The following is a 15,162-nucleotide window of genomic DNA, read 5'->3' as shown; positions in this document are numbered from 1 at the left end:
AGGCCCGCTCACTCTGCGCTCATTCGGAGCGCTGGCGGAGGCTCTGCCAGGCCGCCTCGCCCAGTCCCTTGATCTCCTCGTCCGTGGGCGTGTGCGCGCCGGCGAACCACAGCCGGCACATCTCCTGCGCCGGCCCCAGCCACAGCACGTAGCACATGGTCGCGTGGACCGGCTGGAGCAGGCCGTTCTTCATGTGCGGCCGCCACCAGTCGGAGACCTTGCGGAAGAACGCGCGCCGGGCCTCGGCCACCTCGGCGCCGCCGGGCTCCTGCTTGCGCGGTGGCCGCTCGCTGATCAGCAGCCTGGCCCGCTCGGGGTGCTCGCCCGCCCACCGCATGTGGAAGGCGACGACGGCCTCGATGCCGTCGCGGGCCTCCTGGTGGCTGACCAGCTCGGCGAGGAAGGCGCTTTGGTACGCGTCGAGGATCTCGGAGTACAGCACGCCGAAGACGTGCTCCTTGCTGGCGAAGTGGTGGTAGAAGCTGCCGACGCTGACGCCGCTTTCTTCACGCAGGCTGGCCAGGGTGGTGGCCGAGACCCCGTCCTGGCTGAAACGGCGGAGGGCGCCCTCGATGATCCGGGTCCGGCCGTCGCGTCCGTTCTTGACACTCTTCACACTGTCAATGGTGTGCTACCAGAACCTTGTTCCGCAAATAGGCCAGCCTGATCGATCATAGCGGTCACTTCCACCGATCCGGAACTGACCTTCATCCGGGCGTGCGGCCAGACCCGCCTGATGAGCCGGAGCACGCGCCGGTTCTCGCCCAGGACGTCCATCCCCACGGACCTGGCTCCGCGCACGAAGGCCCTGAGCAGCAGCGTGTCGATCAGCTTGGGACCCAGACCGCGCCCCTGCCACTCGTCGGTCACGACCACGGCGATCTCCACGTCGGTGCAGCCGCCCCTGAAGCTCATGGCGTGACCGACGATCTCACCCCCGTCCGTGGTGGCGACGATCGCGTCGCGGCGCTCGTCCACCGCCAGCAGCACGCGGACGAGCGCGGGCGCGGGGGCGCTGACGCCGGTGAAGAACCTCAGCGTCTGCGTGTGCAGCGACAGCCCGGAGAGGAAGCGCCTGATCCGCTCCTCGTCGTCCGGGCGGGCCGGGCGGATCTGAGTTCCTTGCATAGACCCAGCGTGCCTGTCACTGCTGAGTCTGTCAACTGAACTCAGGTATAATGCGAAAATGAACGAGCCGTCCCGCATGGGTTTCCGGGTGGACAACTGCTCGATCGAGCGCACCCTGGACATCGTCGGGGAGAAGTGGACCTTCCTGGTGCTGCGCGAGGCGTTCGGCGGCGTCCGGCGGTTCGCCGACATGCAGGCGATCACCGGTGCACCCCGGCAGGTGCTCAGCGCGCGCCTGGCCCGGCTGGTCGACGAGGGGCTGCTGCGCAAGGTGCCCTACCGCGAGCCGGGGCAGCGGCAGCGCGACGAATACCGGCTCACTGAGAAGGGCCGCGACCTCTATCCCCTGCTCGTCGCCCTCATGCACTGGGGCGACCGATATCTGGCCGAGGAGGGGCCGCCCGTGCTGCTCACCCACCGCGACTGCGGCGCACCCATCGAGCTGCGCTTCCGCTGCGCGGCGGGCCACGAGGTGAGCGGGCCGCGCGAGGTGACGCCGCTCCCCGGGCCCGGCGCCGACCTCAAGAGCGCCTGAACGGGGCGCGTGGGGGAGCACCGCTGCCGGTCCTTAACCTTAGAGGCGTGTACCGGTTCCTGCTGACGCCCCGATGGCTCGCGCTCCACGTGGTGGTGCTGCTGGTCATCCCCGCCTTCGTGTTCCTCGGGCGATGGCAGTTCGGGCGGTTCGAGGAGCGGTCGGCCAACAGCGAGCGGGTGACCGCCAACATCGAGGCCGCGCCCGTGCCCCTGGAGCGGCTGGCCGCCCCCGGGCGGCAGGTCCGGGAGGACGACCGGTTCAGGAAGGTCACCGTCGCCGGCACGTACGACCAGACTCACGCCCTCCTCGTACGCCGCCGCCCCCAGGACGGCCGCAACGGCTACTACGTCCTGACCCCTCTGGTCACCGGCGGCGGCACCGCCGTGATCGTGAACCGGGGCTGGGTCCCCGCCGCCGCCACCGCCGACGCCGCGCCCGAGGTGCCCGCTCCGCTCGCCGGGCAGGTAACTGTAACGGGGCGGCTACGCCTCAGCGAGACCGAGGAATCCAGCGGGATCCAGGAGCGGTCCGGGCTGCCGGCCGGCCAGGTGCTGCTGATCAACGCCGACAAGATCGGGAAGGGCCTGCCGTACCGGCTCGTGGGCGGCTACGTCGAGCTGACCGAGCAGCAGCCCAAGCCCGCCGCGGCCCCCGCGCCGGTGCCCGAGCCCGACGTCGGTGCAGGGGGCGGGCTCAACCTGGCGTACGGCGTCCAGTGGTGGTTGTTCATCGGGATCGCGATCGGCGGGTGGATCCTGCTGATCCGGCGCGAGGTGGCCGAGCGCAGGTCTCGGGAGACTTCAGAGGCGCCCGTGGCCTCGGATGCGAAGACCGCCGCCAATTAATGTGTTGAGGGTGATCCGCCACATTGAGTTCACGAATCTCTGCAACTTCCGCGACGTAGGTGGATATGCCGCCAAGGACGGGCGCACCGTCAGGTGGCAGCGGCTCTACCGGGCCGACTCCCTCGGCTGGCTGGCCGGAGACGACCTGACGGCCTTCCGGGCGCTGCGCGTGCGCAACGTCATCGACCTGCGTCACCCGTTCGAGGTCGAGCGGGCCGGACGGGTCCCCGAGAGCGAGGGGCAGCGCTACCAGAACCTGCCGATCGAGGGCCGCCGCTGGGAAACCGCCGCCTACAGCGAGGAGCTCGGCGTCGCCCGCTACCTCGCCGACCGCTACCTGGAGGTGACCGAGGACGGCGTCGCGAACCTCAGGACCGCCCTGGAGACGATCGCCCTCGCCGACAACGCCCCCGTGGTCATCCACTGCGCCGCGGGCAAGGACCGTACCGGGGTGCTGGCCGCGCTGGTGCTGTCGCTGGCGGGCGTGGGCGAGGACGACATCGTGGCGGACTACGCGCTGACCGGCCTGGCCACCGAGCGCTTCGTCGCCGACTGGAGCAGGAGGCATCCGGGCGCGCCCCTGTGGCCGGGCTTCGGCCTCGCGCCCGCCGAGACGATGCGGCTCTTCCTCGCCGACCTCACGTCCCGGCACGGCTCCGTCGAGGCGTACGTCACCCAGGTGCTCCAGCTTTCCCCCGCCGCGATCGACGAACTTCGCCGGCATTTGCTGACTGAATCGATCTCAGAGGGGTAGTGGCCGACCGGGCCCGCCCCTGCGCGAGCGGGCCTGTCAGTCCCGGGATCGCCAGCCATCCCCCTCCCGGCGGTCCCGGGTCAGAAAGTCTCGGATACCCAACGGATACGTCGCAGCTTGTTCGACGTTATCCCGTCGTCGTACGGTTACGTGCGTGACTACGCCGCTGCTCCCCGACCCTGACCCCAGGCGGCGCGACTATGTGATCATCTCAGCCGACGATCACCTGATCGAGCCTCCCGACCTGTTCGAGGACCGCTTGCCGGAGAAATACGCGGAGGTCGCGCCCAAGGTCGTGGAGACGGAGGCGGGTCACCAGGTGTGGCGCTACGGCGGCGCCACCTACCCGTGCGCCGGCATCGACGTGGGCGCGGGGCTGCCGCGCGAGCAATGGACGCTCGAGCCCGTCCGGTTCGAGCAGATGCGCCCCGGCTGCCACGACATCGAGGCCCGCATCCAGGACATGGACGTGGCGGGCATCTGGGCCGCGCTCTGCTTCCCCGGCATGCTGGCCGGGCAGTCGGGCATGCCGTTCGCCAGGACCCGCGACCAGGAGCTGGGCCTGGCCCTGGTGAAGGCGTGGAACGACTGGCACATCGACGTCTGGGCGGGCACCTACCCCGAGCGGATCATCGGCCTGCAACTGCCGTGGCTGCCCGATCCCGACGTGGCCGCCAAGGAGATCCGGGCCAACGCGGCCAGGGGCTTCAAGGCCGTCGTCTTCCCCGAGTTCCCCACCCGGCTGCGGCTGCCCTCGATCCACACCGGCCACTGGGACCCGTTCTTCGCCGCCTGCGAGGAGACCGGCACCGTCGTCTGCCTGCACACCGGCGACTCCTCCTGGTCGCCCGTGCCCTCTCCCGACACGCCCATCGAGGCCATCACCACGCTGATGCCGACCAGCGCCATGTTCGCCTGCGCCGACTGGCTCTGGTCCGGGGTGCCGCTGCGCTTCCCCTCGCTGCGCATCCTCATCGTCGAGGGCGGCGTGGGCTGGCTGCCGATGCTGGCCGAGCGCGCCGACTACGCCCTCGACCACCCCGTCGCCGGAGAGGCGTCGTGGGAGGGCGGGCTCAAGCCCAGCGAGGTGCTGCGCCGCAACTTCTTCTTCGGCACGCTCGACGACCACGCCCTGTCAGGGGTGCGGCTCGCCGTCGGCCTCGACCACGTCCTGCAGGAGAGCGGCTACCCGCACTCGGACTCGACGTGGCCCGACACCCAGAAGTCGGTGGCGCGCAACCTCGGAACGCTCCCGCCCGCCGACATCGCCCGGGTCGCCTACGGCAACGCGGCGCGCCTGTTCGGCCACCCGCTGCCCTCGCGGGCGTGGTTGCGGATGGAGGAGATCTAACTTTCTTCGAGGCGGGCCTGGATGACGTGGCGCTCGTGCTGCACATAGCGCCCGCTCTCACCGAGCAGCGAGGCCAGGAGCCACAGGAACACGCCGAAGTCGTCGGCCACGCCGATCAGCATGAGGAAGTCGGGCACGACGTCGATCGGTGAGATGAGGTAGACCACGCCGAGGCCGAGCAGGGCGAGCTTGCTCCTGCCCATGCCCGCGTACTGCCCGCGCATGACCGCGCCGATCATCCGCGGGATCGCCCGGACCCTGGTCATCAGTTTGGGCGACCCGGGCCGGGTCACCTCGCGGTAGGTCCGCCATGCCGCCGCCGCCCGTGTTGCCTTCGCCATCATGTGATCCCCCTACCCCCGGCTTTTCACGACATAACGCGTCACCGGGGGTACGAGTTCCCTTCCGTCAGGGCAGGGCCGCGTGCTCGAAGGGCCTGACCTGCTCGATCTGTGCCGCCACCCGTACCAACAGGTCCTCGCGCCCGGGCGCGGCCACGAGCTGGATGCCCACCGGCAGGCCCGCCGCGTTCCTGTGCAGCGGGAGCGACACGGCGGGCTGCCCGCTCGCGTTGACCGGCGAGGTGTAGGCCACGGCGTGCGCGGTCCGCCCCAGGGCGATGCTGAGGTCCCCCGGCGGGATCCAGCCCAGCGGGAACGGCGCCACGCCCAGCGACGGGACCAACAGCAGGTCGTGTCCCGCCGCCCACCAGGCGGTCATGCGGCGCCGGAAGCCGTCCACCCACTGCGTGGCCAGGATGTGGTCGGCCGCGCTGTGCTCGCGCGCCGCGCTCACCATGGCGGCGTTGCGCGGCTCCAGCTCCTCCAGCTGTACGGGCTTGCCGCGCAGCTCGCCCAGCCCGGCGACCTGCGCGGCCAGGTTGTTGGCCACGATGGCGCCGAAGTGGCGGGGGAAGTGGGGATCGCCCAGCGCCTCGGGACCGCCGGGGGCGACGTCGTGGCCGAGCGACTCCAGCAGCGCGGCGGCGCCGGTCACGGCCTCGGTCACCTCGGGCACCTCCGGCACGTCGCCCCTGGGATGCGCGGCGAGGAACCCGATCCGCAGCCTGCCGGGATCCCGGCCCACCTCGCCGGCGAGGCTCCCGGGGAGGGCCGGGGCGTCGTACGGGTCGCCGGGGTACCGGCCGGAGACGAGGTCGAGCGCCGCCGCCGTGTCCCGCATGGTCCTGGTGACGAACCCGGGGCAGGAGAAGCCGCTCCACCCCTCCCCCATGGCCGGTCCCAGGCTCACGCGCCCGCGCGACGGCTTGAGCCCCACCAGGCCGCACAGGGACGCCGGGATGCGGATCGACCCGCCGCCGTCACTGGCCGTGGCCAGCGCGACCATCCCGGCCGCCACCGCCGCCGCGGAGCCGCCGCTCGACCCGCCCGCCGAGTACGCCGGGTCGTACGGGTTCCTGGTGGGCCCGAACGCCACCGGCTCCGTGGTGATCGTGCTGCCGAACTCGGGGGTGTTCGTGCGCCCGAGCAGGACGAAGCCGGCCTCGCGCAGCCGCAGGACGCCGTAGGAGTCCTCGGCGTCGTCCAGGCCGTCACGCACGTTCGAGCCCGCGCTGTACGGCTCCCCCGCCTCCCGCCAGCCCAGGTCCTTGAGCAGGATCGGCACTCCACGGAACGGCGCGTCCGCCGGGATGGCGTCGATCTCGGCCAGCGCCCGCTCGAAGCGGCGGTGGATGACGGCGTTCAGCTCGCCGTCGGCCGCCTCGATGCGCGCGATCGCGGCCTCGGTCAGCTCCCGCGCCGACACCTGGCCGTCCCTGACCGCCCGCGCCTGGCCGACGGCGTCCAGTCCCAGCAACTCGTCCATGCCTACCCTTCCGGAGCCAGATCCCGAACTGCCTGGTCGATGGAGACGTCGCCGCCCGGGATGGGGGCGAGGACGGGGGTGTCGAGGCCGTTGGCGACGTACTCCTGGATCCTCGCCCGGCAGGTGGCGGCGTCGCCGTGCACGATCAGGGCGTCCACCACCTCGTCGGGGATGGCCTTGAGCGCGGCCTGCCGGTCGCCGGCCGCCCACGCCTCGTGCATCGGGCGCAGCACCTCGCCGCGGCCCAGCCAGTCGTGGAAGGCCGCGTACACCGGGACGGTCAGGTAGCTCGCCAGCATCCACCTGGCCATCTCGCGTACGCGGTCGGTGTCCTCGCTGACGCAGACGAACAGGCGGGCGATCAGCTCGGTGTCCGGCCCGATCTCCGCCCGCACCTTCCGCACGTCCTGGGGCGAGAGCCAGTTCGTGATGGCGCCGTCGGCCTCCTCGGCGGCCAGGCGCAACATCCTGGGGCGCAGCGCGGCCAGCACGATCTTCGGCGGCACCTTCGGCGCCCGCTCCAGCTTGAAGCCCTTGACCTCGAACGTCTCGTACTTCTCCGAGACCTTCTCCCCCGCCAGCGCCTTGCGCAGGAAGCGCAGCGTGTCGCGGGTCCGCGCGTACGGCTTGCCGAACGTGCCCGCGTTCCACCGCTCGACGATGGCCGGCGAGGAGGCCCCGATGCCCAGCACGAACCGCTCCGGCGCCAGGTCGGCCAGCGTGGCCGCGGACATGGCCAGCAGCCCCGGGCCCCGGGTCGAGACGGGCACGATGGCGCTGCCCAGCCTGACCCCCGGAGCCCGCTGCGCGGCCAGGGCCAGCGGCACGAACCCATCGACCCCGTTGACCTCCGCCGACCACACGTCGGTGTACCCGAGCGCGGGCAGCTCGGCGATCAGGTCCAGCGAGTTCGCCAGTGAGCGGTCGTAAAAGGGGATCGTCATGCCCCAGTTCTGCGTCATGACGAACAACGTACCAACCGCTCGGTATGTAGCTCTAGGCTCGCAGCTCGTGCACCGCCGCGATGAAGTCCTTCGTGATGCCCCGCAGGCCGGGCAGGTGTGACAGCCCCACCAGCCGGTCCACCAGCGGCACCGTCACGTCGATCAGCCGGTAGGTCCGCTCGCACCCCGGCGACGTGTCGTGCACCCAGAACAGCACCATGCCCATGGACAGCAGCCACAGCAGCTCGGGCAGCTCCTCGCGCAGCTCGGCGTTCATCCGGTCGCGCGATCCCTCCACGACCTGGCGGTAGATGGCGATGGACGCCTCCCGCGCGGGCGAGGACTGCTTGCTGAAGGGGCTCAGCGGGTTGGTCGGCTCGGCGGCGTGCTTGAAGAACTTGACGGCGAACTCGTGGTACGGCTCCGAGACGCGTACCCACTCGCGCAGCACCCCGCTCAGCCTGGCCGCGAACGAGCTCTCCGTGGCCAGGAACGCCCGGCAGGCCGCCTCGTGCTCGGCCTGGGCGCGGTCGTAGTACGCCTGGATCAACGCCTCTTTGCCCTCGAAGTAGTAGTAGGCGTTGCCCACGGAAACCCCCGCCTCGGCGGCGATGGCCCGCATGGTGGTCGCGTCGAAGCCGCGCTCCCGGAACAGTCGCAAGGCCGTCTCGACGATGACCTCTCGGGTGCTCTCCGATCCTCGGTTTCGGGCTTCGGACACGTTCGTCACTTTACGTCGTGCAACGGGGTTAGGTCATGGAGCCGCACGGTGATCACCGCCACAAGGCAAAGTTGCACTCGCGGCATGAGTTATCTCCTGTGAAAGGTGGGATTGTCGTTTCAGGCGGAAGGGCTATTTCCGCGAAAAGGCATCGACATGTGGATACGTGGAACAGTGCGCCTCCTGGTAGTCGCGCTCCTCGGCATTGAGATCACCATAATCGCGCTGGCCTCGGCCGCCTCCGCCGCCACCCACCCCGAAGGGTCGCCGGCTCAGGGCAGCCTGTACGAGGCCGGGCCCTACGGCTGGGAGGACGCCCCGGCGCAGTGGACGCGGGCAGCCATGGACGCGGCCCTCTCCGACGCGTACGAGGTGGAACCGGACATGGCCTACGAACGGCTCATGGCGGCCGGCAGGGAACTCGAGCAGATCAGCGACTGGCCGGCGCTCGACACCCGGTGGCCGCTGGAGCAGGTGGAGCGGGCGCGCGAGGCGCGCGACCGGGCCTCCACCGCAGCCGAGTCCGCCACCCGGTCCGCCACCCGGTCCGCCTCGGAGGCGCAGGAGGATCTGGCCTGGGCCCAGAAGCCCAAGGCGCGGCGAGAGGCCACGAAGGCGGCGAAGAGCCCCGTACGCACCGGAGTGGCCAAGATGCCCCGGGCGCGGGCGCACGCCGCTCACAGGCGCGCTCAGGTCGATCTGACGCGGGTCCTGCCCAGGAAGGCCGCCATGCAGGTGTCCCACGCGACCGCCACCGGGTGGCTGAAGAGCGCGGGGCTGCGGACGAAGTCGACCGGGAACTGTGTCAGCAAGCACATGCACCACTGCACGTCGCTCGACTCGGTGCGGACCGGGACGATCGCCAAGGCCATCGCGCTGAAGCAGCGCAGCGGCTGCCCGATCATGGTCACCGGCGGCACGGAGCGGGGCCACGCCCCCGGCCACTTCAGCCACGGGAACGGCTACAAGCTCGACATCTCCCACAACGCCTGCATCGACCGGCACATCACCAAGAACCATGACAAGGCGGGGATCCGCAGCGACGGGGCCCGGCTGTACAAGTCAGGCTCGGGCACGACGTTCGCCGACGAGGGCGACCACTGGGACATCCTCTTCCGGTGACAGGGCCCCGGCGACACGCCCCGGACATGGGTGTGACGCCGCACGAGACGCACGGCGTCACCCTGATGATCAGAACTTCGGTCAGAACTCGGCAGCGACCAGCTCGGCGATCTCCGCCGCGTTGAGCGCCGCCCCCTTGCGCAGGTTGTCACCGCACACGAACAGGTCGAGCGTGTTGGGGAAGTCCATCGCCTGGCGGATGCGGCCCACGTAGGTCGGGTCGTTGCCCACCACGTCGAGAGGCGTCGGGTAGACCCCGTTGGCCGGGTCGTCCATGAGGACCACCGTCGGCGCCGCCTCCAGGACACGGTGCGCGTCGGCGACCGTGATCTCGCGCTCGAACCGCGCGTGCACGGCCAGCGAGTGCGTCGTGACCACCGGCACGCGGACGCAGGTCGCGGAGACCTTCAGGTCGGGGATGCCGAGGATCTTCCGGGACTCGTTGCGGAGCTTGATCTCCTCCGAGGCCCAGCCGCCGTCCTTCAGCGAGCCCGCCCACGGCACCACGTTGAACGCGATGGGCGCGGGGAACGGCGACTCCTCCGGCAGCTTGTTCGCCAGCACCTTGCGTACGTCACCGGCGGCCTGCCCGATCGTACGGTCACCGGCCAGCGCCTCGACCTCGTCGTAGAGCCGCGCGGAACCGGCCACGCCCGCGCCGGACACCGCCTGGTAGGAGGCGACGACCAGCTCCGTGAGCGTGAACTCGGCGTGCAGCGCCCCCATGGCCGCCATCATCGACAGCGTCGTGCAGTTGGGGGTCGAGATGATGTTGCGCGGCCTGTCGCGCGCGTCGAGCGGGTTGACCTCGGGCACGACCAGCGGCACGTCGGGCTCCATGCGGAACGTGCCCGACTTGTCGATGACGATCGCGCCACGCTCGGCCGCGATCGGCACCCACACGGCCGACACCTCGTCCGGCACGTCGAAGATGGCCACGTCGACGCCGTCGAACACCTCGGGCGCGAGGGCCTGCACCACGACGTCCTCGCCGCGTACCTGGAGCACCTTGCCCGCCGAGCGCGGGGAGGCGACGAGACGGATCTCGCCCCAGATGTCCTCGCGCGTCGACACGATGTCGCGCATGACGGTGCCCACCGCACCGGTCGCCCCGATCAGGGCCAGACTCGGCCTCTTGCTCATCGTCCTGAACCTCCGTACACCACGGCTTCGACCTGGTCGGCGTCGAGATCGAAGGCACGGTGGGCGGCCGCCACGGCCGCGTCGACACCGTCCTGCTCGACGATCACAGAGATGCGGATCTCCGAGGTGGAGATCATCTCGATGTTGACCCCCGCGTCGGCGAGGGCCGCGAAGAACGTCGCGGTGACGCCCGGGTGCGAGCGCATGCCCGCGCCGATCAGCGACACCTTCCCGATCTGGTCGTCGAACAGCAGCGACTCGAAACCGATCTGGGGCTGGATCTTCTTCAGCGACGTCAGCGCCGTCTGGCTGTCGGCCGTGGGCAGCGTGAACGAGATGTCCGTGCGCCCGGTGGCCGCGGCCGAGACGTTCTGCACGATCATGTCAATGTTGATCTCGGCGTCGGCCAGCGTTTTGAAGATCGAGGCAGCCTCGCCGACCTTGTCGGGGACCCCGACAACGGTGATCTTGGCCTCGCTCCGGTCGTGTGCGACGCCGGAGATGATCGGCTGCTCCATCTCGGTTCCTTCGGTGTAAGGGTCGGAGACGACCCACGTGCCTTCCTTGGTGCTGAAAGAGCTGCGTACGTGAATCGGCAGGCTGAAACGGCGAGCATATTCGACGCACCGCAGATGCAGGATCTTCGCGCCGCAGGCCGCCATCTCCATCATCTCGTCATACGAGATCCTGGGGATCTGGCGCGCCGCGGGCACGATGCGCGGGTCGGCGGTGAAGATGCCGTCGACGTCGGTGTAGATCTCGCACACATCGGCGCTGAGCGCCGCCGCCAGCGCGACTGCGGTGGTGTCGGAGCCGCCGCGGCCGAGCGTGGTGATGTCCTTGGTGTCCTGCGAGACGCCCTGGAAACCGGCCACGATCGCGATGTGGCCCTGGTCGATCGCCTCCTGGATGCGGCTGGGCGTCACGTCGATGATGCGCGCCTTGCCGTGCGTGGAGTCGGTGATCACACCTGCCTGCGAGCCGGTGAACGAGCGGGCCTCGTGACCGAGGTTGGCGATCGCCATCGCCAGGAGTGCCATCGAGATGCGCTCGCCGGAGGTCAGCAGCATGTCGAGCTCGCGGCCCGGAGGCAGCGGCGACACCTGCTCGGCCAGGTCGAGCAGCTCGTCCGTCGTGTCGCCCATCGCGGAGACGATCACGACCACGTCGTTGCCGGCTTTTTTCGTCGCGACGATCCGCTGCGCGACCCGCTTGATGCAGGACGCGTCGGCGACGGACGAACCACCGTACTTTTGCACAACGAGCGCCACGAGAGTCTCCCGGTCTGGACTGTGAGCTGCCAGTCTACTGGGGGCCTCTCATGGGCCTGATGGTTCGTACCACTATGTGGATGATCAGACCGTGGTGGTTTCCTCCGCCACGTCGAGGCGCGAATGCGCCGCCAGGGCCTGCAGCGCGCGCATCGCGGCGCCCGCGTGGTTGCCCCAGGTGTTGAAGTAGGAGTATTGCCACCACCACAGCGCCTCGTGCGGGCGGCCGGCGTGATAGTGGCGCAGCCCGTGGATGAGGTCGGCGGCGACGGCGGTCAGGTCGTCGGACAGCCGGTAGGGGGTGACGCCCGTGTCCTTGTACGGGTCGAACACCTCGGCGTAGTCGTCGACGGCCTCCAGCCGCTCGGCCAGCGCCGTGCGGACCCCGTCGATGTCGGGATCCTCGCTCATCGGCGGCTCGTAGTTGCCGGCGAGAATGACGTCCCGGTTCGCGCCCAGCTTGGCCCCGGCCAAGCTCACCTGGGCGACCTCCACCAGCAGGATCGACCAGATGGCGTCGCCACCCTCGCCGCCCGCCACCCTGGTCAGGCCGTCCACGTAGTTCTGCGCGTGCCCGGAGATCTCTTCCGCCAGCGCGCTCCACTGGTCAGACATCCAGCAGCCTCCGTCCTTCGAACGCGCGGCCCAAGGTCACCTCGTCGGCGTATTCGAGGTCACCGCCCACAGGCAGACCGCTGGCCAGTCGTGTCACTTTGATGCCCATCGGCTTGACCAGACGGGCGAGGTAGGTTGCCGTGGCCTCGCCCTCGAGATTGGGGTCGGTGGCGAGGATGAGCTCGGTGACGCGGCCGTCGGCCAGGCGTGTCATGAGCTCTCGGATGCGCAGGTCGTCGGGGCCGACGCCGTCGATCGGGCTGATCGCGCCGCCGAGCACGTGATAGGTGCCGCGGAACTCGCGCGTCTTCTCGATCGCGACGACGTCCTTGGACTCCTCGACCACGCAGATGACGTGCGTGTCGCGGCGGGAGTCGCGGCAGATGCGGCACTCCTCCTCGGCCGCCACGTTGCCGCAGACCCGGCAGAACCGGACCTTCTCCTTGACCTCCAGCAACGCGTGCGCCAGCCGCTTGACGTCGGCTGGATCGGCCGCCAGCAGGTGGAACGCGATCCGCTGCGCGCTCTTGGGACCGACGCCGGGCAGCAGGCCCAGCTCGTCGATCAGATTCTGGACGACCCCTTCGTACATGCCTAGAACCCTGGCAACTGTCCGAGGCCGCCGCCACCCAGACCCTGGGCCAGCGGGCCGAGTTTCTCCTGCTGCAGGTCGGCCGCCGCGCGCACGGCGTCGCGGACGGCCGCGATCACCAGGTCGGCGATCGTGTCGGCGGTGTCCTGCGCGTCGCCGGCGTCGATCACGCTCGGGTCGATCTTGAGCTCGAGCAGCTCGCCCGAGCCGTTGACGACGGCCGTGACCAGGCCGCCGCCTGATGAGCCCTCGATCTGCGCGTCGTTGAGCTCCTGCTGGGCGCTCACAAGCTGCTGCTGCATGAGCTGGGCCTGCTCCAGCAGCTGCTGCAGGTTGACATCCCCTGGGTTCACCGTCGTGCGCTCCTCGTGGCTCCGCGTTCTTGACTGCCACGAGCCTACGGTGTTTGGGCGGCGTCATGTACTGGGGGGCGTCCCCATGTTTCGCGCCCCGACCCTCGCGCGGGACGGTTGTCCCGCTCACGTGTGCCGCCTGGGGCGGGCGTTTCCTGTTCGACGCCCGTTGTCCTGGCCTGGCATCCGTGTCCGGCACCGGCGTGTTTTGGCCGGGTCTCGGCCCCCCTCCAGCGTCCGAGACCCGGCCAATCACGTCGGCGGAGCGGCCGCACCACGCCGACGCGTTGAACAGGGACGCTAGTCAGCGGAACGTTGCACACACGTTGCGTTCATTCAATCACCCTCTGCAATCCCCCTGAACGGGTTGCGCTATCGAGCGGTAGGACGGATGCTCTAGTTGACTACTTGGAGTGACCGATGAGTTACGCCCATCTCGACGCGTACTCCCGCCTTCTACGCGGAGCGCACGAAGCCGCCGCGACGGGCCGGCCCTGGCCAGAGTCGCCCCGCCGGCTGATCAAGGCGTCCTGGCTCCGTTCGCTGGATGCCGGTATCGACCCTGAAGGCAAGAGTGCCCCACTCGTCTACGACCCATCACGCATCAGGGACATACGTCAGGCACATCCGTTGCAGCCCCTGTTGCCCCTGCTCGCCGGCACTCTGTCCGGTCTGGCCGAGGAGACCGGACATGTCATGATCGTCACAGACCGTGACGGCCGGGTGTTGTGGCGCGAGGGTAATCGCACAATCATGCGGCGCGCCGACCAGATCGGTCTGGCCGACGGACACCAGTGGGGCGAGCACAACGTCGGAACCAACGGCATAGGCACCGCCCTGGCCACCGGCCGGCCCGTGCACGTCTACTCGGAGGAGCACCTGATGCGCATCCTGCACATCTGGTCGTGCAGCGCCGCCCCGATCACCGACCCCGACTCCGGCCGGGTCATCGGCTGCGTCGACGTCAGCGGCACCGCCCGCTCCCTGCACCCCGCCACGGTCGCCCTGGTCGCCACGACGGCCAAGCTCGCCGAGAAGCAGCTCGCGCTGTGCATGCACGAACGCGACGAGCGCCTGCGCCGCCGATACGAGTCCCTGCGCGGCCACCCCGGCGTCCTGCTGTCGTCCACGGGCCGCGTCATCTCCGGCGACCCGGCCGGCGACCTGGGCGGGCGCGTGCACCTCGGCGAGCGGGCGGGGCAGTTCGCCGGCCAGCGCATGATCCTCAGGGACGGGAGCGTCGCCCTGCTGGAGCCCTTCTCCGACGGCTTCCTCCTGCGCCCCTCGTCGGCCGCCGCGCCGCCGGTCCTGGCGCTGTCGTTCCTCGGCGAGGGCACCCCCTCGGCCGCGTTCGGAGAGGGCGACCGGTCGCTGTCGCTGCGGCACGCGGAGATCCTCACCCTCCTGGCCCTGCACCCGCACGGCCTGACGGCCGAGCAGCTCTCCTTCCACCTGTACGGGGACGCCGGCAACCCGGTGACCATCAGGGCGGAGATCCACCGGCTGCGGGCGCAGCTCGGGGAGGCGATCGCGGCCAAGCCGTACCGCCTGACGTGCCCGGTGGAGGCCGACTTCCTGTCCCTCACCCGGCTGCTGTCGGCGAACGACCCCACGTCGCTGGCGCGGGCGTACCCGGGGCCGCTGCTGCCGCGCTCGGAGTCGCCGGAGATCCGGCGGGAACGGGACGAGCTCGAGGCCCAGGTGCGTGCTTGCCTGTTGCGGCAGGGGTCGCCGGACGATCTGTGGACGTACGCGCAGACGAGCGGCGGGCGGGACGACTACGAGGTCCTGGAGCGCCTGGCCGCCCTCCCACCGACCGACCCCCGCTCAGCCGCCGCCCGCTCCCGCCTCCTCTCCTGACCTCTGGCCAGGAGGGCGGCGGCCCGCCCCGCCCTTACGGCCGCGCACCCCTTGGGGGCCTACGGCTGCCCTTCTCGATGTGCCGGACTCCCACGATC

Annotated in this window: 17 protein-coding genes; 6 read left to right on the top strand and 11 right to left on the bottom strand. The window is 70.4% G+C overall.

The features are described from left to right. Nucleotides 1-19: 19 nt before the first annotated feature. Nucleotides 20-616: a TetR/AcrR family transcriptional regulator gene (locus ACBJ59_RS13670; protein WP_375110513.1), complete on the bottom strand. Its 597-nt coding sequence runs from the start codon at nt 614-616 to the stop codon at nt 20-22. Then, the gene (locus tag ACBJ59_RS13665) at nt 613-1,128 is read right to left on the bottom strand and encodes a GNAT family N-acetyltransferase (RefSeq protein ID WP_375110512.1); all 516 of its coding nucleotides are present in this window, start codon (nt 1,126-1,128) and stop codon (nt 613-615) included. Before ACBJ59_RS13665 ends, ACBJ59_RS13670 begins: the two co-directional genes overlap by 4 nt. Before the next feature lie 58 nt (nt 1,129-1,186). On the opposite strand from ACBJ59_RS13665, the gene ACBJ59_RS13660 reads away from it, so the two are divergent. The 4 genes from ACBJ59_RS13660 (at nt 1,187) to ACBJ59_RS13645 (ending at nt 4,616) form a co-directional block, all read left to right on the top strand. Next, nucleotides 1,187-1,663, top strand: coding sequence for a winged helix-turn-helix transcriptional regulator (locus tag ACBJ59_RS13660; RefSeq protein WP_375110511.1), 477 nt, complete (start codon nt 1,187-1,189; stop codon nt 1,661-1,663). Between the two features lie 47 nt (nt 1,664-1,710). Then, nucleotides 1,711-2,511, top strand: a complete 801-nt coding sequence (locus ACBJ59_RS13655) for an SURF1 family protein (protein ID WP_375110510.1) — start codon at nt 1,711-1,713, stop codon at nt 2,509-2,511. A gap of 10 nt (nt 2,512-2,521) precedes the next feature. Next, entirely contained in the window at nt 2,522-3,265 is a 744-nt protein-coding gene (locus tag ACBJ59_RS13650; RefSeq protein WP_375110509.1) for a tyrosine-protein phosphatase, read from the top strand. A 154-nt stretch (nt 3,266-3,419) separates the two neighbouring features. Further along, nucleotides 3,420-4,616: an amidohydrolase family protein gene (locus ACBJ59_RS13645; RefSeq protein WP_375110508.1), complete on the top strand. Its 1,197-nt coding sequence runs from the start codon at nt 3,420-3,422 to the stop codon at nt 4,614-4,616. Here the strand turns inward: ACBJ59_RS13645 and ACBJ59_RS13640 are convergent. From ACBJ59_RS13640 to ACBJ59_RS13625, 4 genes are all read right to left on the bottom strand, one after another. After that, the gene (locus ACBJ59_RS13640; RefSeq protein WP_375110507.1) at nt 4,613-4,960 is read right to left on the bottom strand and encodes a YkvA family protein; all 348 of its coding nucleotides are present in this window, start codon (nt 4,958-4,960) and stop codon (nt 4,613-4,615) included. The two genes, ACBJ59_RS13645 and ACBJ59_RS13640, sit on opposite strands and share 4 nt — an antisense overlap. 64 nt (nt 4,961-5,024) lie before the next feature. Beyond that, complete coding sequence (locus ACBJ59_RS13635) at nt 5,025-6,443, bottom strand: amidase (RefSeq protein WP_375110506.1); 1,419 nt, start codon at nt 6,441-6,443, stop codon at nt 5,025-5,027. Between the two features lie 2 nt (nt 6,444-6,445). Beyond that, nucleotides 6,446-7,405, bottom strand: a complete 960-nt coding sequence (locus ACBJ59_RS13630) for an LLM class F420-dependent oxidoreductase (RefSeq protein WP_375110504.1) — start codon at nt 7,403-7,405, stop codon at nt 6,446-6,448. Nucleotides 7,406-7,439: 34 nt separating this feature from the next. Beyond that, complete coding sequence (locus tag ACBJ59_RS13625) at nt 7,440-8,108, bottom strand: TetR family transcriptional regulator (RefSeq protein WP_375110503.1); 669 nt, start codon at nt 8,106-8,108, stop codon at nt 7,440-7,442. Nucleotides 8,109-8,282: 174 nt separating this feature from the next. On the opposite strand from ACBJ59_RS13625, the gene ACBJ59_RS13620 reads away from it, so the two are divergent. Further along, nucleotides 8,283-9,230 (top strand): hypothetical protein, encoded by a 948-nt coding sequence (locus ACBJ59_RS13620; RefSeq protein WP_375110502.1) that lies wholly within the window; start codon nt 8,283-8,285, stop codon nt 9,228-9,230. A gap of 81 nt (nt 9,231-9,311) precedes the next feature. On the opposite strand, the gene ACBJ59_RS13615 is transcribed toward ACBJ59_RS13620, so the two are convergent. The 5 genes from ACBJ59_RS13615 to ACBJ59_RS13595 all read right to left on the bottom strand — a co-directional run bounded on the left by ACBJ59_RS13615 (nt 9,312) and on the right by ACBJ59_RS13595 (nt 13,204). Continuing rightward, a complete protein-coding gene (locus ACBJ59_RS13615) occupies nt 9,312-10,373 on the bottom strand; it encodes an aspartate-semialdehyde dehydrogenase (protein ID WP_375110501.1) in 1,062 nt (353 codons plus the stop codon). Further along, nucleotides 10,370-11,644: an aspartate kinase gene (locus ACBJ59_RS13610; protein ID WP_375110500.1), complete on the bottom strand. Its 1,275-nt coding sequence runs from the start codon at nt 11,642-11,644 to the stop codon at nt 10,370-10,372. The genes ACBJ59_RS13615 and ACBJ59_RS13610 overlap by 4 nt, the downstream gene beginning before the upstream one ends. A gap of 84 nt (nt 11,645-11,728) precedes the next feature. Beyond that, the gene (locus ACBJ59_RS13605; RefSeq protein WP_364111724.1) at nt 11,729-12,259 is read right to left on the bottom strand and encodes a DUF5063 domain-containing protein; all 531 of its coding nucleotides are present in this window, start codon (nt 12,257-12,259) and stop codon (nt 11,729-11,731) included. Next, on the bottom strand, nt 12,252-12,851 hold the full coding sequence (gene recR / locus ACBJ59_RS13600) for a recombination mediator RecR (RefSeq protein ID WP_364111722.1): 600 nt from the start codon (nt 12,849-12,851) through the stop codon (nt 12,252-12,254). Before recR ends, ACBJ59_RS13605 begins: the two co-directional genes overlap by 8 nt. Before the next feature lie 2 nt (nt 12,852-12,853). Next, nucleotides 12,854-13,204 (bottom strand): YbaB/EbfC family nucleoid-associated protein, encoded by a 351-nt coding sequence (locus tag ACBJ59_RS13595; protein WP_139629532.1) that lies wholly within the window; start codon nt 13,202-13,204, stop codon nt 12,854-12,856. 420 nt (nt 13,205-13,624) lie between these two features. Here ACBJ59_RS13595 and ACBJ59_RS13590 point away from each other — a divergent pair, with 420 nt between their 5' ends. Next, nucleotides 13,625-15,064 carry a GAF domain-containing protein gene (locus tag ACBJ59_RS13590; protein WP_375110499.1) on the top strand — a complete coding sequence of 480 codons (1,440 nt, stop codon included), beginning with the start codon at nt 13,625-13,627 and terminating at the stop codon, nt 15,062-15,064. The last annotated feature ends 98 nt before the right edge of the window (nt 15,065-15,162 follow it).

It is taken from the genome of Nonomuraea sp. MTCD27 (assembly GCF_041950495.1).
Taxonomy (GTDB): Bacteria; Actinomycetota; Actinomycetes; order Streptosporangiales; family Streptosporangiaceae; genus Nonomuraea.
The sequence above is the reverse complement of the archived record's forward strand: the minus strand, read 5'-3'. Positions and strand labels throughout refer to the sequence as shown.

Excerpts from the sequence above, each read along its gene's own strand:
- ACBJ59_RS13605 (WP_364111724.1), bottom strand. The coding sequence starts at position 12,259 with ATGTCTGACCAGTGGAGCGCGCTGGCGGAAGAGATCTCCGGGCACGCG.
- ACBJ59_RS13665 (WP_375110512.1), bottom strand. The coding sequence starts at position 1,128 with ATGCAAGGAACTCAGATCCGCCCGGCCCGCCCGGACGACGAGGAGCGG.
- ACBJ59_RS13635 (WP_375110506.1), bottom strand. The coding sequence starts at position 6,443 with ATGGACGAGTTGCTGGGACTGGACGCCGTCGGCCAGGCGCGGGCGGTC.
- ACBJ59_RS13660 (WP_375110511.1), top strand. The coding sequence starts at position 1,187 with ATGAACGAGCCGTCCCGCATGGGTTTCCGGGTGGACAACTGCTCGATC.
- ACBJ59_RS13630 (WP_375110504.1), bottom strand. The coding sequence starts at position 7,405 with ATGACGCAGAACTGGGGCATGACGATCCCCTTTTACGACCGCTCACTG.
- ACBJ59_RS13590 (WP_375110499.1), top strand. The coding sequence starts at position 13,625 with ATGAGTTACGCCCATCTCGACGCGTACTCCCGCCTTCTACGCGGAGCG.
- ACBJ59_RS13615 (WP_375110501.1), bottom strand. The coding sequence starts at position 10,373 with ATGAGCAAGAGGCCGAGTCTGGCCCTGATCGGGGCGACCGGTGCGGTG.
- recR (WP_364111722.1), bottom strand. The coding sequence starts at position 12,851 with ATGTACGAAGGGGTCGTCCAGAATCTGATCGACGAGCTGGGCCTGCTG.
- ACBJ59_RS13640 (WP_375110507.1), bottom strand. The coding sequence starts at position 4,960 with ATGATGGCGAAGGCAACACGGGCGGCGGCGGCATGGCGGACCTACCGC.